Source organism: Hyphomonas polymorpha PS728, assembly GCF_000685315.1.
Taxonomy (GTDB): Bacteria; Pseudomonadota; Alphaproteobacteria; order Caulobacterales; family Hyphomonadaceae; genus Hyphomonas; species Hyphomonas polymorpha.
In genome coordinates, this window is record NZ_ARYM01000017.1 from 65,094 (window position 1) to 87,501 (window position 22,408).

The 22,408-nt window shown below is 59.2% G+C and carries 25 protein-coding genes; 19 read left to right on the plus strand and 6 right to left on the minus strand.

The features are described 5' to 3' along the window. Positions 1-14 precede the first annotated feature (14 nt). The 4 genes from flgG to HPO_RS14220 are packed head-to-tail and all read left to right on the plus strand — an operon-like array spanning position 15 to position 2,495. Entirely contained in the window at positions 15-800 is a 786-nt protein-coding gene (gene flgG / locus HPO_RS14205; protein ID WP_035600135.1) for a flagellar basal-body rod protein FlgG, read from the plus strand. 4 nt (positions 801-804) lie between these two features. Beyond that, positions 805-1,212: a flagellar basal body P-ring formation chaperone FlgA gene (gene flgA, locus HPO_RS14210; RefSeq protein ID WP_035600136.1), complete on the plus strand. Its 408-nt coding sequence runs from the start codon at positions 805-807 to the stop codon at positions 1,210-1,212. Beyond that, entirely contained in the window at positions 1,194-1,913 is a 720-nt protein-coding gene (locus tag HPO_RS14215) for a flagellar basal body L-ring protein FlgH (protein WP_035600139.1), read from the plus strand. The genes flgA and HPO_RS14215 overlap by 19 nt, the downstream gene beginning before the upstream one ends. Before the next feature lie 9 nt (positions 1,914-1,922). Continuing rightward, a complete protein-coding gene (locus HPO_RS14220; protein WP_035600140.1) occupies positions 1,923-2,495 on the plus strand; it encodes a flagellar basal body-associated FliL family protein in 573 nt (190 codons plus the stop codon). A 54-nt stretch (positions 2,496-2,549) separates the two neighbouring features. Here HPO_RS14220 and HPO_RS14225 read toward each other — a convergent pair whose 3' ends face one another. Both HPO_RS14225 and HPO_RS14230 read right to left on the minus strand, forming a co-directional pair. Continuing rightward, complete coding sequence (locus HPO_RS14225; RefSeq protein ID WP_035600141.1) at positions 2,550-3,203, minus strand: flagellar hook assembly protein FlgD; 654 nt, start codon at positions 3,201-3,203, stop codon at positions 2,550-2,552. 9 nt (positions 3,204-3,212) lie between these two features. Beyond that, entirely contained in the window at positions 3,213-4,568 is a 1,356-nt protein-coding gene (locus tag HPO_RS14230) for a flagellar hook-length control protein FliK (protein WP_162174051.1), read from the minus strand. A gap of 175 nt (positions 4,569-4,743) precedes the next feature. On the opposite strand from HPO_RS14230, the gene HPO_RS14235 reads away from it, so the two are divergent. From HPO_RS14235 to HPO_RS14260, 6 genes are all read left to right on the plus strand, one after another. Further along, a complete protein-coding gene (locus HPO_RS14235) occupies positions 4,744-5,079 on the plus strand; it encodes a hypothetical protein (protein ID WP_035600145.1) in 336 nt (111 codons plus the stop codon). Continuing rightward, positions 5,076-5,456 carry a hypothetical protein gene (locus HPO_RS14240; RefSeq protein WP_035600148.1) on the plus strand — a complete coding sequence of 127 codons (381 nt, stop codon included), beginning with the start codon at positions 5,076-5,078 and terminating at the stop codon, positions 5,454-5,456. The genes HPO_RS14235 and HPO_RS14240 overlap by 4 nt, the downstream gene beginning before the upstream one ends. Before the next feature lie 151 nt (positions 5,457-5,607). Continuing rightward, on the plus strand, positions 5,608-6,855 hold the full coding sequence (locus HPO_RS14245; protein ID WP_035600150.1) for a flagellin: 1,248 nt from the start codon (positions 5,608-5,610) through the stop codon (positions 6,853-6,855). Between the two features lie 111 nt (positions 6,856-6,966). Continuing rightward, complete coding sequence (gene flaF / locus HPO_RS14250; RefSeq protein WP_051612644.1) at positions 6,967-7,353, plus strand: flagellar biosynthesis regulator FlaF; 387 nt, start codon at positions 6,967-6,969, stop codon at positions 7,351-7,353. Continuing rightward, on the plus strand, positions 7,353-7,766 hold the full coding sequence (locus HPO_RS14255) for a flagellar biosynthesis repressor FlbT (RefSeq protein ID WP_035600151.1): 414 nt from the start codon (positions 7,353-7,355) through the stop codon (positions 7,764-7,766). The genes flaF and HPO_RS14255 overlap by 1 nt, the downstream gene beginning before the upstream one ends. A 25-nt stretch (positions 7,767-7,791) precedes the next feature. Continuing rightward, positions 7,792-8,613 carry a DUF1217 domain-containing protein gene (locus tag HPO_RS14260; RefSeq protein ID WP_233349095.1) on the plus strand — a complete coding sequence of 274 codons (822 nt, stop codon included), beginning with the start codon at positions 7,792-7,794 and terminating at the stop codon, positions 8,611-8,613. A gap of 6 nt (positions 8,614-8,619) precedes the next feature. On the opposite strand, the gene fliI is transcribed toward HPO_RS14260, so the two are convergent. Further along, the gene (fliI, locus tag HPO_RS14265; protein ID WP_035600155.1) at positions 8,620-9,978 is read right to left on the minus strand and encodes an ATP synthase; all 1,359 of its coding nucleotides are present in this window, start codon (positions 9,976-9,978) and stop codon (positions 8,620-8,622) included. 96 nt (positions 9,979-10,074) lie between these two features. Here fliI and HPO_RS14270 point away from each other — a divergent pair, with 96 nt between their 5' ends. The 9 genes from HPO_RS14270 to HPO_RS14310 all read left to right on the plus strand — a co-directional run bounded on the left by HPO_RS14270 (position 10,075) and on the right by HPO_RS14310 (position 16,966). Then, positions 10,075-10,434, plus strand: a complete 360-nt coding sequence (locus HPO_RS14270) for a FlgB family protein (RefSeq protein WP_233349097.1) — start codon at positions 10,075-10,077, stop codon at positions 10,432-10,434. Positions 10,435-10,447: 13 nt separating this feature from the next. Further along, positions 10,448-10,834: a flagellar basal body rod C-terminal domain-containing protein gene (locus HPO_RS14275; protein WP_035600157.1), complete on the plus strand. Its 387-nt coding sequence runs from the start codon at positions 10,448-10,450 to the stop codon at positions 10,832-10,834. A 12-nt stretch (positions 10,835-10,846) separates the two neighbouring features. Then, on the plus strand, positions 10,847-11,146 hold the full coding sequence (gene fliE, locus HPO_RS14280) for a flagellar hook-basal body complex protein FliE (RefSeq protein WP_084324340.1): 300 nt from the start codon (positions 10,847-10,849) through the stop codon (positions 11,144-11,146). A gap of 22 nt (positions 11,147-11,168) precedes the next feature. Continuing rightward, positions 11,169-11,432: a flagellar biosynthetic protein FliQ gene (locus tag HPO_RS14285; protein WP_035600159.1), complete on the plus strand. Its 264-nt coding sequence runs from the start codon at positions 11,169-11,171 to the stop codon at positions 11,430-11,432. A 9-nt stretch (positions 11,433-11,441) separates the two neighbouring features. Continuing rightward, complete coding sequence (locus HPO_RS14290) at positions 11,442-13,520, plus strand: flagellar biosynthesis protein FlhA (protein WP_035600161.1); 2,079 nt, start codon at positions 11,442-11,444, stop codon at positions 13,518-13,520. Next, positions 13,520-14,275, plus strand: a complete 756-nt coding sequence (locus HPO_RS14295; RefSeq protein ID WP_241767927.1) for a flagellar biosynthetic protein FliR — start codon at positions 13,520-13,522, stop codon at positions 14,273-14,275. Before HPO_RS14290 ends, HPO_RS14295 begins: the two co-directional genes overlap by 1 nt. 9 nt (positions 14,276-14,284) lie before the next feature. Further along, a complete protein-coding gene (locus HPO_RS14300) occupies positions 14,285-15,358 on the plus strand; it encodes an EscU/YscU/HrcU family type III secretion system export apparatus switch protein (protein ID WP_035600164.1) in 1,074 nt (357 codons plus the stop codon). Continuing rightward, positions 15,355-15,690 carry an HAD family hydrolase gene (locus HPO_RS14305; RefSeq protein ID WP_035600166.1) on the plus strand — a complete coding sequence of 112 codons (336 nt, stop codon included), beginning with the start codon at positions 15,355-15,357 and terminating at the stop codon, positions 15,688-15,690. The genes HPO_RS14300 and HPO_RS14305 overlap by 4 nt, the downstream gene beginning before the upstream one ends. 103 nt (positions 15,691-15,793) lie before the next feature. Continuing rightward, a complete protein-coding gene (locus HPO_RS14310; protein ID WP_035600169.1) occupies positions 15,794-16,966 on the plus strand; it encodes an acyl-CoA dehydrogenase family protein in 1,173 nt (390 codons plus the stop codon). Positions 16,967-17,585: 619 nt separating this feature from the next. On the opposite strand, the gene HPO_RS14315 is transcribed toward HPO_RS14310, so the two are convergent. From HPO_RS14315 to HPO_RS14320, 3 genes are all read right to left on the minus strand, one after another. Beyond that, complete coding sequence (locus HPO_RS14315) at positions 17,586-21,602, minus strand: P-loop NTPase family protein (protein WP_157532853.1); 4,017 nt, start codon at positions 21,600-21,602, stop codon at positions 17,586-17,588. A 183-nt stretch (positions 21,603-21,785) separates the two neighbouring features. Beyond that, positions 21,786-21,944 carry a hypothetical protein gene (locus tag HPO_RS20565; protein ID WP_157532856.1) on the minus strand — a complete coding sequence of 53 codons (159 nt, stop codon included), beginning with the start codon at positions 21,942-21,944 and terminating at the stop codon, positions 21,786-21,788. Positions 21,945-22,022: 78 nt separating this feature from the next. After that, positions 22,023-22,408 (minus strand): integrase core domain-containing protein (locus HPO_RS14320; RefSeq protein ID WP_241767928.1); only part of this gene is annotated, 386 nt, incomplete at its 5' end.

Consider the following 22,408-nt stretch of genomic DNA (forward strand, 5'->3'; position numbering starts at 1 on the left):
TGTAGGAGACGCCTATGAAGTCATTGCAGATTGCCGCGTCCGGGATGGCCGCCCAACAGATGCGGGTGGAAGTTATCTCGAACAACATCGCCAACATGAGCACGACGGCCTATCGTCCGAGGACGGCCGAATTTTCCGATCTCATGTACCAGCAATACCTGACCCCCGGCACGATCACGTCCCAGGTGGGCACTGTTGTGCCCGCAGGGATTCAGCTGGGTACAGGGGTTCGCCCCACCACAGTTTCCATGCAGCTGACCCAAGGGGCCCTTCGGGAAACGAAATCGGAGCTGGATGTCGCCATTGACGGCAGCGGTTACCTTGAAGTGACCCTGCCATCCGGAGAGCCAGCCTTCACGCGCGATGGCAAGCTCACCCGCAGCGCCGATGGCGAAATCGTCACCTCCGATGGCTTTCCGCTTGCGGATGGGATTGTCATCCCGGCGGATGCCCGTCGCATCTCGATCAGCCGGGACGGGGAAGTGGTTGCTTATTTCGATAATGAAACCCAAGGCCAGGCCATCGGCAACATTTCGCTCGTTCGCTTCGTCAACGAGAAGGGGCTTGAGGCGATGGGGGACAACATGTTCCGGGAAACCGAAGCATCCGGCCCGCCCAACCGGCTTGTTCCCGGGTCTGAGGGTATGGGCTTCCTGCGTCAGGGCTATATCGAAGACTCAGCCGTGGACGTGGTCAAGGAGATCGCTGACCTCATCGAGGCTCAGCGCGGCTATGAGCTGAACTCCAAGGTGATCACGGCATCTGATGAGATGCTGTCTGCAACCACGCGGTTGAGGTAGCGTCATGAGCTCTCTCCTCGCCATTGGTTTCAGCGCCTTCCTGTCCCTGTCAAACGCTTCTTCCCTGGTCGCTTCCGAAGTGATCCGGGCAGGGGATCTCGTCACCCCGGGAAATGCCACTGCAGATACCGGCGTGGCTGTATCCCTGGATGAGCCGGTCGTCGGCCGCGAAGCCAGACGCACAATCTATGCCGGCCAGCCGGTCACCATGGACAATACGCGTCCTGCCCGGCTTGTGGCGCGCAACCAGATCGTCACCGTGAAATACATCGCGGGCGGTCTTGAAATTTCCACCACTGGCCGCGCGATGGGGGAAGCTGCCCTCAATGAGCCGGTTACCGTTCTGAACCTGCAGTCTCGGCAACTGGTTCAGGGAATTGTTCAGGAAAACGGATGGGTCCTCGCACAATGAAAACCATGTTCTCCCTGCCTTTCGTTGCACTCGCGGCCGCCGCCTGTGCCAGTTCCGCCCAGCCTGCGCCGGACTATGCTCCGCCTGCGCCCTATACCGGCTATCCCGGCGCGGTGCCCGAGCCGGCCGATCCGGATGCACAGAACGCCTCGCTCTGGACCACCACCCCCACCGCGCTGCTCAGTATGCGGCGCGCCAAGGAAGTGGGCGATCTCCTGACGGTCGTTGTTGAGATGAACGATCAGGCCAGCGTGCAGAGCTCTCTCTCTCGCAGCCGGGATTCCAGCGACGATATGAGCGTCAATGCCATGTTCGGTCTTCCCGAATGGGCAAATGGTGTGCTCCCCGGCGGCGCGAGCCTCTCGCCCGGCCTCGATGTGGCGCGCAATTCCAGCCAGAATGGTTCGGGCGCTGTGCGGCGCGCCGAGAAAGTCACCTTCACGCTCGCCGCGCGCGTGGTGGGCGTCGAGCCGAACGGCAACCTCATTATTCACGGGTATCAGCAGTCACGGGTCAGCAATGAGGTCCGCTATCTGACAGTCTCCGGCGTTATCCGGGCCCAGGATGTCACCCGCATGAACACGGTGACCTATGACAAGATTGCCGACGCCAAGCTCGCTTATGTCAGCAATGGCGACGCTGCCTCTGCAACTGACCGGAAAGCCGGCACCAAGATCATCGACAAGATCATTCCTTTCTAGAGACTCCGGATGAAAAACATCATCACTGCCCTGATTGCCGTTATCTGTGTCGTCATTGGCGGCGTAGGCGGACATATGCTCCGCGGGGGTAGCGGAGAGGCGGCTGCTGCCTCTGCAACACCAGACAAGGCGCATGGTGAGGAGAAGTCCGAAGACGACGGCCACGGCGCGCCGAAGGAAAAGGAAAAGAAAGACTCCCATGGCGGCGACAAGAAAGCCGGCAAGGATAGCCATGGTGGCTCCAGCAGCAGCTCCGGTGTAACCTATTTCCGGTTCAGCCGGGAATTCGTTGTCCCGATCATCCAGCACGAGCGCGTCGCAAGTCTTGTCATCCTCAATATCAATATCGAGGCCGATGCATCTGCGTCGGACAAGCTTTTCTCTCAGGAGCCTGTGCTGAGGGATGTGGTGATGACCACCCTGATTGAAATCAGCGGTGATGGCCGGACCTTCCAGTCCATGACCAGCATCGAGAACTATGAAACCGTCCGCTCCCTGATCCTCGGCAATCTGCAGAAGAAATTCCCGGGAATGGGGATCAAGAACATCCTGATTCTGGATATCGCCCGTCAGGACCTCTGAGTCAGGCTCTCTGAGCACTGTCCGGGAGAGGGGCTCTACCCTCCCGGATCTAGATTACAGTTTGCGGGCTTGGGCCAGATCCACGGTCAGACCGGACGCCGTGCCGAGGCGCAGCGTGCCGCCTTCGCTGACAATGTCGGTTACCTTCGTGATGACGTTCGGGACAGCCGTGCCCTTGAAGGCATTGTCTTCATAATAATCGATCACGAATTCATACATCTTGTCTTCGGTGGCTACCCCGCCGCTGGTCAGTTGCCCATTCCAGCTGAAGACTGTCTTTTCCGGGTCCAGAGTTTCGGTCCAGACGGCGTTCCCGTCCGCGTCCTTGACCGTGAGCACGCTTTTCGTGGTTCCCTGGGGCGCTTCATAGGAATAAGTTGCCGGGCTTCCCGTGTAGGGCATCCATGACGAGGCAAAGGTCACCTCTTCGCCGAGCCATTGGCTCGCCATAAGCCCGTTCAGATCACTGATCATGGACGCAATGCTCGCCAGGGCGGTGTTGGAATTCACCAACTGTTCGAGGCTGGAGAAAGTGGCCAGCTGTTCGACGAACTGGGTGGAGTCCATCGGGGAGAGCGGGTCCTGATTTCGCACTTGCGCCGTCAGGAGCTTGATGAAGCTGTTATACTCCGAGCCCATCTGGTTGTTCGAGCTCGTCGTGGAGGTGTTCTGGTAGGTGGCGCCCGTATAATTGCTGATCGTCGTCATTTTGGGCTCCTAAAGCCTGATATCCAGCCGGCCGCTGGAAGCGATCTGGCGGTGAGTGGAACTGTCAGCGGCGATCATCAGTCCGCTGTTTGTAAGGGCGGGGGTGTCAAACCGGCCACCGGCGAGTTTTGCCTGCTGGCCCCAGCCTTCATTCTGCTGCGGGTTCTGGTGCTGGAAGCTCATATTCTGGCCTGACAGCCCGTTGCGCTCCAGCGCCTGCACCAATTCGAAATGCATGAGACGCAGCTGGCGCATGGCTTCCAGGCTTTCGGCGGTGATGGTCACATGCTGAAGGCCCTGGGCATCAAATTTGAAATCGATCGAGATGCGGCCGAGTTCCGGCGGGTCGAGCTGGACTACCACCCGGTCGTCCTGCCCATCGCTGGTGGCGCGGGCGACAATATCGGGAAGCTGTGTCGCCGTGGCTGTGAGCACGGCATGTGTCGGCATCATTTGGGCCGTGGCCAGAGCGGAGGTCACCGGGGAAATGGAGGGGGCCTGGCCAGCGGCGCCTGAAAACAATGAGATCTGCTGTGATTGCGGCGCCGCGGTGTCGGCATTCAGGTCGCTGCCTGTGCCTGCCTGCGCGGTGATGGTGCCCATTGTGGGGGCCATGCTGCCGGAAGCGTCTGCGGCTGGGGCGTCCGGGGTGAGTTCGGCCTGGATGCCTGCTTCAGCCGAAGCTGGCAGCGCGCTGCGGGACCGCGGGGCTGTGGGGGCAGCGCTTTCTGCCGGTGTCTTTTCCCGGGCAGGAAGGCTTGGCGGGATCGGCGCGGCCTCTTCAATCCGGATTTTGCTGGGCAGGGCCTGAGCGGGAAGGGGGGCTGACGCGGCCATCATGGCGGCTGCGACTTCCGGCGGCGGGGCGGGTGCTTCGGCAATTTCCTGCGCAGGCGCGCTTTCTGCGATGTCTTCCGTCGGCGTTTCAGCCGGATCGGTCTCGCCAGTTGTAAGCGTTTTGCCAGACGGTTCGGGCGGATCAGCACCGCCTGCACGCTCGGAGACTTCAGAGGAAGCGGGCAGAGCTTCGGCCGGAGGCTGCGCGGGCGGAATTTCCTGATCAGCTTGTTCCTGCGCGGCAGGGATGGCTGCCGGGGCGCTGACCACCGTGCCGGCTTCCAAGTCAGGTTCCGAAATGTTGGGCGCGAGCATTTCCAGATCTTCAGCCGGGAGGGAGGGGGCGGCCTGCCCTATGGCCGGCGCCTTTCCTGGAGGGGGCGCCTGCTCCAGGCTCAGTGCCGCCGGTATCAGGGTTTCGCTGTCGCCAGCGGCGAGGTCGGCGCTCAGCGCCGGCGGAAGGGACACAGCAAAAAGGCTGCTGGCAAATTCCTTGCCGCGCCCTTCGCCCGTTTCGCTGCGGGCCATTGCATCCTGCCGTGAACCTGGCTGAAAAAGCCAGAAGTCCGGATCAACGGAGAAAGTCATCCTGCCTTCCACCTATGTCTTGTATTAACCTATCTACAACCATGCCCCGTAAAATATGCGTTAAACCGCCGGGCATCTGATGCTCCCCAGGCGGAATAAATTTTCGGAGCCGGCCATGATCTCATCCACAATGCCTGCAGCGACAGCCCCTCTGACGGGGACGGCGGGGGAAGGGAAGTCTGTTTCGCCGTCAGGTGAAGACCGCTCCGAGATCGGCAAGCGATTCGAACAGATGCTCTGGGCCGAGATGTTGAGCCATGCAGGGCTTGAAAAATCCCTCACCCTGGGGGGGGGCGAAGCAGCGTCTGCCTTTTCCAGATATGTCGTGGAGGCGATCGCCGCGGATCTGGCCGAGACCCATCCCCTGGGCCTTGCCCGCAGGGTGGACGATATCACGTCCGCTCAGGCCCCCGCAGACACCGGCATCCTCATGAAGGGTAACGAGGGATGAGCGAAGCGCAAATTCAAAGCACCGCTCTTGATCTTGAAGATATCCTGATTGCGGAGCGGGACCTTCTGATGACCGGCCAGGTTCGGGAAGCTGCCGACCTTAGTGGTGAGAAGCTTGCCGCCCTGGAAGCCTTCGAGGGCGCCATAACGGGGCGCGGGCCGGTCGCCGTATCGGCCGCAACCCGGTTGCTTGTTAAGGACGTTCTTCAGTTATCGGAGGAAAATGCGCAGCTGCTCAATGCAGTCCGCAACGGCGTGCGCAGCCTGATCGCCAGATTCGAGCGCCCGGCCGATGATGTGTTTGTCGGTTCCTACCAGCAGGGAGGGCGCCAGATCGCCTTCTCCAACGCGACCGGGCAATACCTCAAAAGGGTATAACGCGATTAACTCTACATTTATCGCTCTCGTTTACGACAGTGTGTGTGGAACTACGAAAGTTCGGGGCTACGGCTCCAACGTCAGGACGACGCGTTTTTTCAACAAGCAAGCCACTATACAAAAATTGTGGCACACAAGAATGGATAGATAGATGTCTAGCATCCTGACCAATAACAGCTCGATGGTCGCCCTCGAGACCCTGCGTAACATCAACCGCAATCTCGAAACCGTTCAGAACGAAATCGCCACCGGCAAGAAAGTTTCGACGGCAAAAGACAACGCTGCGATCTGGGCCGTTTCGACGGTCATGTCGACCGACGTTGCCTCGTTCAAAGCCATCACCGACTCGCTGAACCTCGGTTCGTCGACGGTTGGCACCGCCCGTTCGGCTGCTGAGAAAGTGACCGAAACTCTTCAGGACATCAAAACCCTGATCGTTCAGGCCCAGGGCGAGAACGTTGACCGCGCGAAATATCAGACCGACATCGCCGAGAAAATCTCGCTGATCGAAGGCTATGTCAGCGCCGCTCAGTTCAACGGCCTCAACCTGATCAACGGCTCCTCGACCGCCGACGTGAACGTTCTGGCTTCGCTCGACCGTTCGTCTTCGGGTTCGGTGTCGACCTCCTACATCTCTGTTGCCCGCAAGGACCTCTCGGTTTCCAACACCGGCTCTGCCGCAACCTTCGGCGCCACGGCTGTTACCAACACCTCGATCCTGAACAACGGCGGCACCGCCGCTGGTACCGCTGCTTCGGTCGGCGCCGCCGCCACGCAAACCATCTCGGTGGCGTCTGTTGCCGATGGCAACAGCTATCGCCTGACGCTCAGCGACACGGCGACCAACAACACGATGGGTCAGCGCAGCTTCGAATACGTCGCCAGCGCCTCTGACAGTGCCGAGTCGGTGGCTGCCAGCCTTGCCAACCAGATCTCCACCTTCTTTGCTGCTACCGGCGAGACGAACTATTCTGTTGTTCGTAGCGGCGACGAAATTCAGATCACCAACAACTCTGCTGCTGCCCTCAGCGTTACTGCTGTGACGGCAACGGGTGGTACGGCTGGTGTGTCGGCTGGTGGCCTGGGCAACCTCAACACGATCGACGTGACCACGTCGGCTGGTGCAACCGCCGCTCTGACGACGATCGAAACCCTGCTCAACACCGCAATCGATGCGGCTGCTGCCTTTGGTTCTTCGCAGAACCGCATCACCGGCCAGTCCGAGTTCGTCCAGACGCTGATCGACTCGATGACCACCGGTATCGGCAGCCTGACCGACACGGACATGGAAGCTGCTTCGGCAAAACTGCAGGCCCTTCAGGTTCAGCAACAGCTCGGCGTCCAGGCGCTGTCGATTGCGAACCAGGCTCCGCAGACGCTGCTGTCGCTCTTCCGCTAACAGACCTTTCAGTTCCGGCCGCTTCGGTGGCCGGAACCATGAATTCGGCAACCAATCGTCCCGGGCGTTTCGGCGTCCGGGGCTATTCATCAGATACCCAGGAGGGGCATCTTGCAGGCTTTGGCATATAAGGCCTATGGCCAGGTAACGCAGAGGACTGCGACCGGTCGTGCGCTTGAAATCGCTGTCTTCGAACAGATCACCCAGGCGCTTCAGACGGTTCACGACAATAATGGCGAGAATCCCGGCGAATGGGGCGATGCGATCCATCGCAACCTTCAGCTCTGGTCGATCATCGCTGCGGATGTTCTCAGTCCCGAGAACGCCCTTCCAAGCGAGACCAAGGCGGGTCTCTTCTCGCTTTCCGAATTCGTCCGCCGCACTTCGATGCAGGTTCTTGCCGGGGCCGATGGCCTTGCCGATATCATCGAGGTGAACCGGACAATCCTGGCCGGCCTGGATGGCTCGGCCTCATCAGTAGAGCAGGAGGTTATCTGATGTCTGGACTGGTTCTGAAAATTGCGCCGGGTGAACGCTTCATCATCAACGGCGCGACCCTTGAGAATGGCGACAAACCTGCCCGCATCCGTGTGGTTGAGGGCGACGCCCGCGTGCTGCGCGTGCGCGATGCCATGCATCCGAGCGAAGTCAATACGCCGGTCAAGCGCGTCTATTACGCCATCCAGCTGCTGATCACTGGCGACCTGAAAGAGGAAGACACGCTGCCCGCGCTGGATGAAGCCTGCATTCAGCTGCTCGACATTTTCAAGCCGCTCAATGCGGATCTGATCCCGCTGCTGAGATCCATGCTCAGTCGCGGCAATTATTATTCGGCGCTGTGCCATCTGCGGCAGGTTCTGGCGCTGGAAGAACAGCTTCTCGATATGCGCAAGGAAAGCAAGGTCGCCTGAGATGGCGTTTCAGCCGGTCGTTCCAATGTCAGGGATCGGAGGATGGAAATTCCTCCAGGCCACCTATGACAAGCAACTGCAGAGCTACACCAAGTCTCCGCAGGTCCGCAACGATCGCGACTATCTGATCGAGAAGTTCGCCCAGCCGATCTCGGTTGAGGATTTCCTGAAAGATACGCGGCTTGTGCGCGCGACAATGACCGCATTCGATCTTTCCGGTGAGGAATGGAAGAAGGGCTTCATCAAGAAGGTGCTTGAAGAAGTCGGTAATCCCGACAGCACCTTCCTTCAGCGGTTGAACAATTCCAAATATACTGCCTTCGCCAAGGCGCTGACACCGGTGAATGGCAAGATCGACCTCAGTGAAGAGAAGATCGCCGCGATTGCCGTCAGCTTCGAGCGCAGCTCATTCGAACTTGCCATCGGCAATGTCGACGATTCCATGCGCCTCTCACTCAACTACAATGACGAGATTGGCGTGATGACCGCCAATGGCGCGAGTGATGACACCATCGCTTATCGCATTCTGGGGGATGTGCCGGTCTACACCATGTTGAAGACCGCGCTTAATCTGCCTTCGGACACGTCAAAGCTTCCGGTCGAGCGGCAGGCGGAAATGATCAAGTCCAGCCTCAAGAAGGTTCTCGGCGTTTCCAAGCTGTCTGAAATTTCCTCTCCGGAACTGATCGACAAAATGGTTGTGCGTTATCACGCAATGAAGTCGATCACTGAAAGCAGCGCATCGAGTTCACCGGCCGCCGCAGCGCTGATCCTGCTGGGCGGTGGGAGCAGCTATGGCTATGGCAGCAATGCCAGCCAGAATCTTTTTCTCTCGAGCTTTCTCTAGGAACGTCTAGCCGCGCGGACGCGGCGGCGGGCGTGTCGCGGTCTGTTCCGGCGCAGGATCAGGCAGGGCGCCCGCATTTAGAATGCCGGCCATTGCCGCAAAGGCGGCTTCAATTCCATTCCCGTTCCGTGTGGATACAAAAGCGTCCAGTGCCGGATAGAGGGCGATGGCGCGGTCGGCGTCCGGGTCGCGCCCGAATTCGAAAAGGCTGGCGCGCAGCATCGGGGCAATTTCATCGTAAAGCGCAACCATGCGGCGATAATCGCGCAGCATGTCATTCTCCCAGTCAGTCGCCGCTGCGGGGAGCGCGCGGGAAACGCTCTTGAGCACATCGATGGCTGGATAGCGGCCGCGCTCGGCGATGTTCCGGGAAAGGATGATGTGGCCATCCAGAATGCCGCGGATCATGTCGGCGACTGGTTCCTCAAGGTCGGAGCCTGCGACGAGAACGGAGAAGATGCCGGTGATGTCGCCCTTGGTGCCGGTCCCTGGGCCGGCGCGCTCGGCCAGCTCGGCAATCACGCGCACGGTGGAAGGGGGGAAGGCGTTGAGGGCAGGGGTCTCCCCGGCCAGCAGCGCCACTTCACGATGCGCCTCGGCAAAGCGGGTGATCGAGTCGAACAGGAAGAGAACGCTGTGGCCCTGATCGCGGAAATGCTCGGCGGTGGCCATCGCGCAGTAGGCGGCGCGTTTCTTGGCGCCGGGCGATTCGCTCGCTGTGGCAGAGACGATGACCGTCTTGTGGCGGACAGCCTGCGGCAGGTTTACCTCGACGAACTCACCCACCTCGCGGGAGCGTTCGCCGATCAGGGCGATCACCACCCGGTCGGCGTCAAGCCCGGCGGCGAGGGACCCCAGGAAAGTGGATTTGCCGACGCCCGATCCGGCAAAGAGGCCCAGCCGCTGCCCCCGGCAGATCGGCAGTAGCGTGTCAGCGACCATCCATCCGGTGGCCAGGCGGGGGCCGAGCCGCCGGCGCAAATGGGCCGGAAGGGCCGGCGCGCGCAGGGGCCGGCTGATACCCTGGGCCGCAAGTCTCGCACCTGCGGGCAGCTGGGTGGCCACTTCGCCGCGATAGTTAATGATCTGGCCGAGCCAGTGATCGCCCGGCTCGATCCGGGCTTCCTGCTCGATATGCACCACATCGCCGATGCGGATGATGTCACTAGCCGAATAGAGGAGGGCGGAAACACTGTCGCCGGAAACGCTCAGAATTTCGCCGTGGATCTTTTGGCCCTGTTTTTCAATAACAATTTCGTTACCGACGCCGGCAAGCTCGCTCACGCCCGCAATGCGCAACATGCCTGCGGCGACATCGGTGACGGTGCCCCAGAGACGATAGAGCCGGTTCGGCTGCGATGCCATGGATGCCTGCAAGTAAACAAATCCCGCATTTCTGTTAACCTGTTCTTTAGTTAATGCGAACATTTTCCCAAAGGGTTAACCTTGGTGAATTGTCCCATGATTTCGGATCTCCAGCTTTTCCAGATCTATGGCGCGATGGCGCGGCATGCTGCCGAGAGCCAGAAGGTCAGCGCCACGAATGTCGCCAATGCCGATGTGCCCGGGTTCAAGGCGGGCGAGATTGAGAGCTTCGAAGCTTTCCTCGCACGGACCATGCCCACCGGTGGCCCCCAGGGGCTTACCTCCGGCTTCGAGACTGGCATTTCAGCCGCGCCGTCTGATCCGAACGGGAACAATGTCAGCATTGAGCGGGAGATATTCAGTTCCACCGAGGCGATGGGCCAGCACAATATGGCGCTGACCGTCTACTCCAAATCCATTGATCTCCTGCGCACCGCGCTGGGCAAGTCACGCTGAGGAGGGATAAACCATGAATCCGCTTAAAGCTGCTCAGCAACAGGCCGTCTCCGGAATGGAGCTTCAGTCCCGCCGCATGGGCGTGACGGCTGAGAACATCTCCAATGCCGATACGCCCGGCTACAAGCGCAAGCTGCTGATGGTCGAAGAAACGCGTCAGACCAGCGGCGACCAGTTCCTGGCCTCTCGCGTGCAGCTGGATGAGGCCGAGGGCAAGCGCGACTACAATCCCGCTCACCCGATGGCCGATGCCGATGGGTATGTGACCATGTCCAACGTTTCGATCGTGACTGAGCTGGCCGACATGCGGGAAGCCAACCGGTCTTATGAAGCTAATCTCAATTCCTTCCAGCAGGCCCGGTCAATGTACCGTTCCCTGCTGGATATTCTGCGCCGTTGAGGAGGGCAGTAGATGTCAACTCTGGGGTTCAATCCGTATACAGCTCTCAATACACCGCGTCCGGCAGAAGGCACCAAAACTGCCGGCCAGGCGCCGGAAGCGGCGGGCAGCAAGTTTGCCGAATCCATCGCCGACTTCCGCACAACCATGCAGGAAGCCGAGCAGACAGCGATCCAGACCGCTGTTTCCGGCGCCGACCCCCATGCAATGGTTGAGGCGCTGACGAATGCCGAGCTGATGCTCGACGCCGTGGTCACGATCCGCGACAAGGTGGTGGAAGCCTATCAGGAACTCCTGAGAATGCCGGTCTGAACCATCGGCGGGGGGCCATCACATGTCAGAGGGTGAGATATTCGAGGTCCTGCGGGCCCATCTTTGGGGCGCCGCAATGATGGGGCTGCCGATCCTGGCGGTGACGCTGATCGTCGGCTTCGTTATCGGCCTCATCCAGGCGCTTACTTCCATTCAGGAAATGACGCTCACCTTCATTCCGAAGATCCTTGCGGTCCTCGTCGTTTTCTTTCTTTCGCTCGGTTATATGACCAAGGTTGTCCTTGATCTGTTCAATAACTGGGTGTTGCCGATTATAGCCGGATAGCGCGCCCCGATGCCAATGCAGAGCCTTCTGAATTTCACCAAGCCTACCGCGCTGCTGGCCATGGGACTGATGGCCATCATTCTCGTGATGGTCCTGCCGATGCCGGCCTGGGTGCTGGATGTTGGCCTGACGCTGTCCTTTGCCCTGTCGATCCTGATCTTCACCACGGTGATCTTCGTGGAGAAGCCGCTCGACTTCTCCTCCTTTCCTTCGATCCTGCTGGCCTCGCTGGTGTTGCGGCTGGCCCTCAACGTTTCCTCGACCAAGCTGATCATCGGGGAAGGGCACACCGGCACCAATGCGGCCGGCGGGGTGATCGAAGGCTTCGCCATGTTCATCATGGGCGGGAACCTGTTTGTGGGTCTCGTCGTGTTCGGCGTTCTGGTGATCGTGAACTTCATGGTCATCACCAAGGGCGCTGGCCGGATGGCCGAAGTTGGCGCGCGCTTCGCCCTGGACGCCATGCCCGGCAAGCAGCTCGCCATCGACTCCGATCTTGCGGTGGGCGCGATCACGCACGAAGAAGCAAAGATCCGCCGTCAGAGGGAACAGGAAGAAGCCGCCTTCCTCGGCTCGCTGGACGGTGCATCGAAGTTCGTCAAGGGCGATGCAATTGCCGGCCTGCTGATCACCGCGCTGAACCTCATCGCCGGCATCGGCTTTGGCGTGGTTGCCCATCAGTTGAGCGTTGTGGAAGCGCTGAACAACTATTCGATCCTGACAGTGGGCGATGGCCTGGTTTCGCAGATCCCGGCGGTCATTGTGTCTGTGGCGGCCGCGCTTCTGCTGTCGAAGGGCCGGGAAGAAGGCGCCATCGACCGCGCGCTTGGTCTGCAGCTGGCCGGAAATGCGACGGCGCTTTACATCGTGGCCGGCATCCTCGCCATCTTCGCCCTGCTGCCGGGTCTGCCCTTCCTGCCTTTCATTGCGGCCGCCGGCGGCCTTGCAGCGGGCGCCTATTTCATCAAGAAGGCAGCCGACGAGAAGGCCGCCACCGAGACGGCCAAGCCAGAAGACGCTGCGCCCAAGGCGCCCAAAATCGGCGATTCAATCTATGCGGACGAAATCCACCTCGAAGTGGCACCGGACCTCGTCAATATGGTGCTGGTCGGCGATAACGGGTTTGAAAGCCGGATCGACAAGATCCGCCGCTATATCGCCGAAGAGTATGGCTTCGTCCTGCCGCCGATCCGGATGACGGATAATCCGACGCTGAAGAAGAATGAATACCGCATCCGGATCCAGGGCGTGCGGGTGGATTCCGGCATTCTGCGTCCAGGCCAGGTTCTGGCGCTGATCGAAGACAATCAGCTGCCGCACTTGTCCGGGGAAAAGGTGCGTGAGCCCGTCTACAAGGCCGCTGCCCGCTGGTTGCCATCAGCCAAGAAGCAGGAGCTGGCTGCGGCCGCCGTTCCGGTGGTCGAGCCGATTGAAGTGCTCGCCACGCATATGCTGGAAGTGATCCAGTCCAACTTCTCGCTCGTCTTTACCCGGATGGTGATGATGGAAACGCTGGAAGCGCTGACCGCCATTTCCGACATCGACCGGGCCGGCGCCAACAAGCGGTTCCTCGACGAATACATTCCGGGCAAGGTGACGCCGGAGCTGCTGCTGTCGGTCCTGCGCATGCTGCTGACCGAGCGGGTGCCGATCCGCAACCTGTTCCTGATCATCGAGACCGTGGCTGAAGCAAAGCCCCAGGGGCTTGCCTTGCCCCGGGTTGTTGAACTCGTCCGCCAGCGGCTGGCCTTCCAGATTGTCGACCGGCTGCAGGACGATCAGGGCCGTCTGCCGCTGATCCAGCTGTCGACCAGCTGGGAGCAGAAATTTGCCGAGTATGAAGTGAACAACGAAAATGGCGGATCGGATATCGCCCTGCCGCCGGAAGTGTTCGGGGAGCTGATCAATTCGGTGCAGGCAAAACTCAACGAGACGGCCCAGAAGGGGATCGTCGCGGCGGTGGCGACCTCATCCCGCCGCCGGCGTTTCCTGCAGACCGTTCTGGCGAGCAAGGGCATTCGCAATGCCGTGGTTGCCTATGAAGAGATCAACGCCAAGAGCAAGCCGTACATCATCGGCGTCGCCTGATGGAAGTGCTCGCCCCCTATCTGGGGCAGGCGAGCCCGTGGATCGTGCTGTTCCTGACGGTTGTGGCGCGCCTCTCCTTCGTCGTCTTTCTGATGCCGGGCATCGGCGACCAGGTGATGTCGGCGCGCACGCGGCTGTTCGTATTACTTGGCCTCTCGGCAGCGATTGCCTCGACCGGCGCCGTGCCAGCGCCCGACGCGCAAAAGCTCGCAGACCTTTTGCAGCTGCTTGGCAGCGAAGTGATCATCGGCCTTGGGCTTGGGGCGCTGCTGCGTCTCTCAGTCTGGATGCTGACGATTGCCGGAACGGTGATCGCGCAGTCGATCGGGCTGGCGCAGTTTCTCGGCGTGGCGCTGGAACATGAGGCGCAGACGGTGACCTCCAACATGCTGTCAATGGCCGGGACAGTCATCCTGCTGACGGCGAACTACCATATTGCTGTCGTGGACGGGCTGATGCGGCTTTATGCCGAGATCCCGCTGGGCGACGTGGCGCAGGTGAGCTGGGGGATGATCTATGGCAGCTTCTATTCTGCCTTGAGCTTCGCCCTGATGCTGGCCTGGCCATTTGTAGCGGCAAACCTTTTCTACAACATATGCCTGGGTTTCATAAACAAGGCGCTGCCGTCGCTGATGGTGGCCTTTGTCGGCGCGCCCTTCATGGTGGGGGCAGGGGTGATGCTGCTGGCGATCTCGATTTCCGGCATGCTGATCATCTGGAAAGACCGCGCGCTTCAGGTTATCGGTTGGCTGTAGGACAGAGCGATGGCCGAGCAGGATAACGAGAGCGGCGAAAAGGAATTTGATGCCTCCGAGCAGCGCCTTCGCGAGGCGCGGCAGGAAGGCAATGTTCCCCAGTCGAAGGAGGCCAATGCCTTTGCACTGACGCTGGGCATCCTGGTGGCGGCACTTATCCTCAACTCGGTGGTTGGCCCGCGCCTGTTCGATGACTTCTCGCGTATCCTCTATCATGGCGACGCCTTTGCCGAGGACATCTTCAATGGCGATGGCGGCGCCACCTGGATGTGGCTGGGAACGGTACTGATCGCGCTGGCGCCGCTGCTCATCGTGATGGCGGCGCTGGTGCTGCTGGCGCTGATCATCCAGCGGTCGATTGCCTTCTCCGCCAAGAAAATCATGCCGGACATCAAGAAGATCAACCCGGCCGAGAACCTCAAGAACAAGTATGGCACCAAAGGCCTCACCGACTTCATGAAAGACACGGTGAAGATGCTGTTTGCCGGGGGGCTTGGGGCGCTGTTCCTGTACCAGTTCGCGCGGGACTATTATGGCGCCGCAGCGGTGGATACGGCTGATTTCTATCAGTTCACGTTCAATCAGGCCCTGCGGCTGATCCTTTATTTCTTCGCTTTCCAGTTCGTGCTGGCCGCGCTCGATCTGCCGCTGCAATGGCGCATTCATGCCAGCAAGCTGCGCATGTCGCGCGAGGACATGAAGAAGGAGCTCAAGCAGAGCGAGGGCGACCCCTATATGCGCCAGCAGCGCCGCGAGCGGGCTACCAAGATTTCGCGCGGCCAGATGATGCAGAATGTGAAGACGGCAACGGTGGTTATGGTGAACCCGACCCATTATGCCGTCGCCCTGAAATGGGATCCCGACAGCAAGAAGGCGCCCATCTGCGTGGCCAAGGGCGTGGACCATCTGGCGCTGAAGATCCGGGAACTGGCGATCGAGAGCAATATCCCGATCTACAGCGATCCGCCTGCAACCCGCTCGATCTATTCGATGGTGGAGGTGGACGAGGAAATTCTTCCAGAACACTTCGCGGCGGTGGCCGCTGCCATCCAGTTTGTTGACCGGCTCAGGAGCGGCGCATGACCCTCATTCCCCGCAAGCAGGCCGCCCAGCTTCAAACCCTGGTGGGCATCAAGCGGCAGAAGGCCGAGCAGGACATGCTGAGCCTTCAGATGGAGGTGCGCCGGATCGAGGCGGAGATTGCAGCGATCAGTGAAAACCTGAAAGCGCTCGACCGGACGGGCGAAGAATATGACGGGGCGAGCCTTGCCCGCCGCCATGGCGCGGTGGAACGGATGATTGCCGAGATCGACCGGCGCAAGGCAGAGCTCGCGGCGCGGCAGGCCGAGCTGGAGGCGGCGCGCGAAGCCCTCAAACGCGTGATGCATTCGGAAGACCGGATCAGCGACCTCTAGAATACGGCGTGACGTTGCGGCAAGCGGCACTCCGCCGGGGTGCAAGGGGCGCGTGGGGATGCCATAGGTCTGCGCAGAATTCACCGGCAGAAGGAGCGGCACCATGTCTTACCCCGATCAGGCCCTCGCCATAGAGATTGGCGAACGCGTCGAGAAATTCGTGCGCGAAGTGGTGGCCACATATGAGCGCGATCCGCGCCTGGAAGAACATGGCCCTTCGCCGGAACTGGTGAAGGAGCTGCGCGACAAGGCGCGGGAAGCGGGCGTGATGACGCCGCATATCCTGCCCGACCATAGCCATCTCTCCCAGCGCGGCACGGCGCATGTTCTGAAGAAGACGGGGCTTTCCCCGCTCGGCCCGGTGGCATGCAACACCGGCGCTCCCGATGAAGGCAACATGTTCCTGTTGGGCAAGGTCGCCACCGAAGCGCAGCGCGCGCGTTTCCTGGAACCGCTCGTTTCCGGCGAGGCGCGCTCGGCCTTCTTCATGACCGAACCGGCCGCTGAAGACGGCGCAGGGTCTGACCCCTCAATGATGAAGACCACCGCTGTGAAAGACGGCGATCACTGGGTGATCAATGGCCGCAAGACCTTCATCACCGGGGCAGACGGCGCCTCGGTCGGCATCGTCATGGCGAAGGCAGAAGAAGGCGCGTGCATGTTCCTCGTCGACCTGCCGAGCCCTGCGATCCGCATCGAGCGGCTGCTCGACACCATCGACAGCTCCATGCCCGGCGGCCATGCGCAGCTAATGATCGAGAACCTGCGTGTTCCGCAGGCGGATATGCTGGGCAATCCAGGCGAAGGCTTCCGCTATGCACAGATCCGCCTCGCGCCGGCGCGGCTGTCCCACTGCATGCGCTGGCACGGCGTGGCAACGCGGGCTCAGGAAACTGCGACAGAGTATGCCTGCACACGGAAGGCTTTCGGCAAGCTGCTGATCGATCATGAGGGTGTCGGTTTCATGCTGGCGGAAAACCAGATCGAGTTGAAACAGGCCGAGCTGATGATCGACTGGTGCGCCGACGCGCTGGACGCGGGCGAGAATGGCAATGTCGAAAGCTCGATGGCGAAGGTGGCCGTCTCCGAGGCACTGTTCCGGGTGGCCGACCGCTGCGTGCAGGTGATGGGCGGGCTGGGCGTCTCGCGCGATACCATCGTGGAACAGCTCTTCCGGGAAGTGCGCGCCTTCCGCATCTATGATGGCCCCACCGAAGTGCACAAATGGTCGCTGGCGAAGAAGATCAAGTCAGCCTATCTGAAGGCCGGGCATTGACGCGCAAGGCCCGGAGATAGCAGAAGTCTGCCGCATGCAGGCAGACCTCGACTATCGCTTTTCCGTTGCCCCGATGATGGAGAGTCTAAATAAATGCCTTTAAAACAGGGCGTTATAAATGTTTGTAAGCGGATAATGTGCATGCGGTGTGCTGCGCATTGTTGTATGAGACTGCATTGGTAGCACCCCTTGAAACGGCACCCAGTGGGGCCAGTTTCTGGTGATTCCTGTACTCCAGTTGTAGCTTACCAAATTCGGCAGCGATGAGCGAACTGTACCACCGGATGCTGAGCGAAGGCGTCGCCGGGAAGGGGGGCTGTTTCTGGCGGAGCCTAGGCGGCACCAAACTTAAGTAACGAGTGGCATAGAACCCTTCTTCGATGGTGCCGCCATCTCAGTATGGTTCCGGTGCCATTTGCAGGTGTCTTGAGTGTAGTCAGACAAGCAACTGTTTGAGTTGGTAGGGTTAGGGAGTCTGGTTGACTATTGCCTGTCGCGCCCACCACTCAAACGACTTTGCGATACCTAAAACTGATTTGGCGATAGCGGGCGCACACCAACCTGTCTGTTGAAGGCAGCGCTCCGCATCCAGAGCGCAAGAACTATCACTAACGGAAAACTAAGCCTTCGCAGTTCCCCCCATTCTTTCTGCTAGATCGAACCAGGAATCGGGCACTTGGGCATTGAGAGATCGCGCTCCAGTTTGAAGTAAATTGCGCAGCGCGCCAGCCTTGCCCTCTCGGGTATAGCGAATCGCGGCCTCGATCACTGGAACGTGGAGGCTTGGCTGCGTCAGTAAAAACCGCTGATGCTCAATGACAAATGCCCATTCGTTCGCGAAAATTGTGTGGATATGAATTATCGTTCGGGCGCCGCCACCGCACGACGCTGCGCATCGGAGGAGGGAGAGTTGTCTATTGAGGATATCCGCGGGGTGAAGCACTTCTGAGATTGAAGCGAATGCGAAACTGAATATGCGTTCAGCGTGATTGTCCCAACGAATAGCTGCGCCGTCAGAAAGGATTTCGCCAAATCGTCTGAGCTCTGGCGGCGTAACTTCCAGCCGTTCTTCGGTCTTCTTCAGAAGAGATTCACAATAGTCCCGTTTGTCACCACGTCTATGTGCACCAAAGAACGCGGCAAGTGAAAAAGCGTGAACAAGAACATCCACAATGACGGGCGATTCAAGATCGCTCGCTTCAATCCGGTCGACCTTGTCAGCTGCCGATATCCGCGGTTCATTCACTTGCCCAAGAGCTGCGACAAACGCGGCAACGAGCTGCAGCAAAGCATCGACTACTTCCTCCGTAGATCCTGTCTCAATGGCGAGGTCGAATTCTGCGGCTGCTAGAAAAATATGAAAACCAGTGGTCGTCTTGGACCAATCAATGTCCGGAAAAAGATCTCGGACTTCCTGGCGCAATCCGACAATGGTCAGAAGCAACTTCAAGTCCTCGAGACGATTGCTTTGGTCGTTGTCTTCATCCGGATACTCTGCGTCCAGCGCCGCAAGCGCGCCAAAGTGGAGCTCGCGATCCAGACCGCTTGGCCCGTTGGTTCTCTCGTGAAGCCAACCTACAAGCCAGCGCAGTTTTCGGTGCAAGTTTTTAGCTGCGCTATGGGTGTCCGGGTCGATTTGCTCCAAAGTGCCAACTAGTGGCGCGAGCTCCCGCAATGCCGGCTCGACATCGCCGTTTCGCCAGAAACACATAGCAGCTTCAGCTCGCAGGGCTACGCCATGAGCGTGCACAGAGACAATGTCTTCCTGAACTGCTTCTGCGGCTGATGCAGCTTCGAGGAACAGAATCCGCGCAGCGCCTAGGTCGCCGAGATTGGCTGTGGCGACGGCCTGCTCTTTCAAAGTATACATGCGCTCAATGTCGGAGCTTGCATCAGTTCGCTCTCGTATGCTCTCCAGAATCAAGCGCGCCATGTCATACTGGCGGTCATGACCGAGCACCTTCGCTTTTTGTCTTAGTAGATCCGGATGGGCGGGATGCGCTTCAAGTGCGGTATCGATGGTTTCGATAGCGGTAGCACGGTTGTCCTTAAACTCGTCCCACAGGACAGACTGTGCGACTATGCACTCGGCAACAAGATCGTCGTCACGCCACCGCGCCGCGATGATTGCCATGTCTCTGTATTGGGCAATCGCACCGTCGACATCGATTTTGCCTGCCGACCACGCTCGCACCCATGCCGACTGAACATGGAGGCCGTATCCATTGAAGAAGGATTTCAGTTGCAAAAGTCGCCGGTCACGCAGGGCCGGTTCCAGTTCCCCCAAAGCCATTAAAAGTGATTTTAACTCGCTAGGGTTTTCTATAGCGGATGCGCCAACGTGCAGCATGAAGCCGCCTATGTCAGCGGCCTCTCCAAACTCCGCTTGCATGGCTTTAATAGCAGGACTTTCATTGCGGTTGATGAGATCAGGATCATTGTTCGCCAGCATCTCGAAATAGGCGATGTATGACAGACGCAAGCCCCAATCCAATTTTGTTCCCTGTGCCAACAAGATCCTGAATAGTGCCATTAAGCTAAGCGCGTTTCTGAGTTCCAGATTCTCCACTGCCAGTGCTTCGCGCATGGTCGCTAAGGCAATAGACTGAAATAGTGTGTTCTCACCGTTCAGTGCGGCGACATCGACTTGCAGCAACCGCAAGATATGGGAGGTTCCCAGATCATCGGGGAGTAGAGGTTGATCCGTTCGCAGATAGACCAAACCTCCGAGCTTAGTGGCTATTGCTTTGCTTTTATCCTTCTCAAAGGACAGTGAGTTTTCGAAGAGTTTGGCGAAGAACCAACCTTGTTTTGAGACGAAGGCGGTCCAGAATACCGAATCCAACGCTTCGTAAGGGATGGGGCCCCGCTTTATCGTCGACAAAAGATACTCGGTCTGAATTCGCAGGATCGTCTCTTCGCCTAAATCCTCCTGCAATTTAAGAAGCAGCGGCGACAAACGGAGATAGCCGGGGGCGGATGGCACTCTTTCAATCCAAGGGCCTGTGAGCATGTCGAGGCTCGCCGACGGCTCCTGGATTGCTGGATCAAGTCCCGCAATTGCAATCGCGGAGGCTCTGTCAAACTTGAGCATTATGCAGCCCAGTCGCTTTAATAGCGCCCGACCATGGTCGGTCGCATCTTCTAGGAGTCGACGCCTCGCTTCGGAGCGAGTGAGTTCAACCGCTTCGCTAACACCGCCGGAAAAATCTTCAACGAGTGCGTCTTTCGGCCAGCCGCGATGTTCAAGCGAAACTACTTTTGCGGCGGTGAGTTGAGGATGCCCGCCGGATGTGGAGACATTGATGAAGAGGCCCCAAGCTTCGACTTGGTCTGGAGGCGCACTGGTTTGTGCAATCAGCTCCGTCGTTTCCTCCACGGAGAGATAGGGTGCGTCTTTTTCGGAGGCCAACGAGAGAGTTGCCAACTGAAATGTTGCCGGGCTCAGGGTCCTTGCTGAAGTGACGATGACACTGCCGGCTCTGTTGCGCATCCAATTGATGAAGCGACCTAAACGGGTCGCATACCGGGCAACGATGTCAGCGCTCATATCGTCCAGTATGACACCGCGTATGTCGCCACCAAGCGTGATGTCAGTATATGCCCGGTCCAACCGAAGCAAAACATCACTCGCCTCTGAAAGGCCTCGAAGCTCCACCACCAGCCAGTGTTTGCCGCTGGCGCGGGCGACTTGTTGCGCCAAAGTGGACTTTCCAGTGCCGCTGGCGCCATGGAGCCACAGTGCGCCGTTTTCAGCCAGTGCGTCTGACAGCTCGCCTACTAGGGGCGCTCGGGACGCAACATAGGCGGGGAGGGCGATTTCCTCCACTGCCACTGTCCAACTGGCGCGCGCCCACCCGACCTCATGACCCGGCTGACCGGAACGGCACACTTCGCGGAGAAAAGTGTGCAAGTCTGTGGTCGTCAATCGCCGAAGTGAAGCATCCTTCTCGCTCGCAACTGCGAAGATATAGTCGACGATTGAGCCCGCCGCATTCGGCGCCAAACCCACGGGAAGTTCTAAAGCTGCAAGACGGCCAGTAATCAGTTCAGCAAGAAGCGCTCTTTGCGGCACGCCGCTTAGTTGATTGGTTTTCCAATCAACGCGATTAAAAAATTGTGCTCGCAATGTGTGGTCATCCTGCACGCTGACGAGCCAGGATTTGAGGTTACCGGCTGGCAGAATCGCCAAGAGCAGATCTTTGAGAGGCGCGGCGGCGGCACCATTCTTAACCGCCTGCCAGTATTCGATTCCTGCTATCTCACCCGGCAAATGTGCGGCGTGCTCAGTTCCGATGGACATATTGGTGTGGACTACCAGTGATAGGTCCTGAGCCTGCCCTCCGTGGCTCACAGTCCAGAAATTTTCAAGCGCATCTCGTGCATCTTTGCTTGCGAGGGTGAGCACGCGATCGCTAGCGCTATGCTTGACCTGCGTGAGCTTGGCGCCACCATTTTCGGATTTGACATCAAAATCTTCGAAGATCTCAATCAGCAGCGTTTCGGCTTCGCTAAGGTTCATCCAAGCGATAGCCGTTTCCAGGAGCTGAAAGCGGAACGCGCTGATAGTGTGGGCGGCCTGCCGCTTCGGATTAGGAGCGGGTAGCTCTGAATCTAGCTTGCTGTCTGACCGCACGCCACCCACCTTCGGCTTCAATGCTGGATAGAAACAGAGGATAATGTTGCTAGTTCGTTCTTGCAACGCTATAAAAAACTAGTCGACCACCATCTGACGTGTGGCGATGTATTCCTCGCGGTTGCAATTCCACTCAGAATGCGCGCTCCCATATTCAGACGTGTTGACCAAAGCAGTCTTTGTTCAACGGAGCTTCATCGCTTCTCGAACCTCGTCCGCGAGGTTCTCCGGCATGAACTCAAAAGCCAGTTTCTCCAACTCCGACCGAATGTTTGCAAAACTGTTGTCTGGACCTGCAAAGGGCGAAATCCATCCGCCGTGCTCATGCGCGATCCAGATCATACCTCTTCCCCATAGCAGTCTTTCTATATGCCCCTGAAGCCGCTTTACATCATGACCCAGCCCCCTGATCCGGGCCGTTTAATTGGAGACTCTGTTCGCCTTTCTTTCTGGTTGGGGGTTGGTGGTCAAGGCCCGCTGAGCGGAGCTCTTGCGTAGCTCAGGCGAAGCGGGCCGGGCTCGCCGCGCCTGGTCGGCGAACATCGCTGGAGCGAGACCGCCGAGGGATGTATGTGGGCGGACAGTATTGTAGTCGATCCGCCATGTCTCGATGATGCTGCGAGCCTCGCTGAGGCGGTCGAACAGGTGCTCGTTGAGACATTCGTCCCGCAGGCGGCCATTGAACGACTCCACGAACGCATTCTGTGTCGGTTTTCCGGGGGCAATGTAGTGCCATTCGATGCGGGCCTCCTTCACCCATTTCAGGATCGCGTGACTGGTCAGCTCCGTGCCGTAGCACATTGGGA